This is a genomic window from Nesterenkonia suensis (assembly GCF_054782935.1).
In genome coordinates this window covers 1-554 of the sequence record NZ_BAAGRN010000012.1, presented here as the reverse complement: position 1 = coordinate 554, position 554 = coordinate 1, and the positions used below count along the sequence as shown (strand labels likewise).

General features: G+C 69.7%; 1 protein-coding gene. It reads right to left on the bottom strand.

The features are described 5' to 3' along the window. A partial coding sequence (locus ACYVKI_RS12855; protein WP_460690765.1) for a hypothetical protein occupies positions 1-554 on the bottom strand: 554 nt, incomplete at both ends.

The window sequence follows — 554 nt, the reverse complement described above, 5'->3', positions numbered from 1 at the left end:
GGGAGCCTGGCAGACCCCGTCGCGGAAGATGAGGGCATCGCGCAGCCGGGCCGGTGCGTAGCGACCGGTGGAGGTGATCGAGAGGATGTCCGGGGAAGCATCCCCTGAACCCGACTGTGAACCGGTGCTCGGGCCGGTCTGGGTGGTCTGGGTTGGGCCGGTCTGGGTCGGGCTGGTGGTGGCGTGGTACCAGTCGTGAACCGCGCGGGAGTCACCGGCGAGGTGGCGGGCGTCGCTGGCCGGGATCACCCAGTTCCGGTCTGCACTGATGGCCGGATCCTCGCTGTGCCCGGTCAGGGTGGCCTCAGGGATCATGACCGCGATCTTCGCCTCCACCGAGGCGCCTGCGACCCTACCCTCCAGCAGCCAGGCGGCGAAGAGATCGGCCTCCCGCTGGGCCAGCGTCCGAGGATCCACAGAGTCTGGGAGTGGGGCCTCGAGCCGGTCAGAGTCTCCCGCGGCGGGGGTCTCACCGGGAAGGATCTCAGGGCCGTCCTGGACCTGGAGAGGGATCTGGTTCCTGTCAGAGACCGGCGGCAGGTCGGGATGCTCCA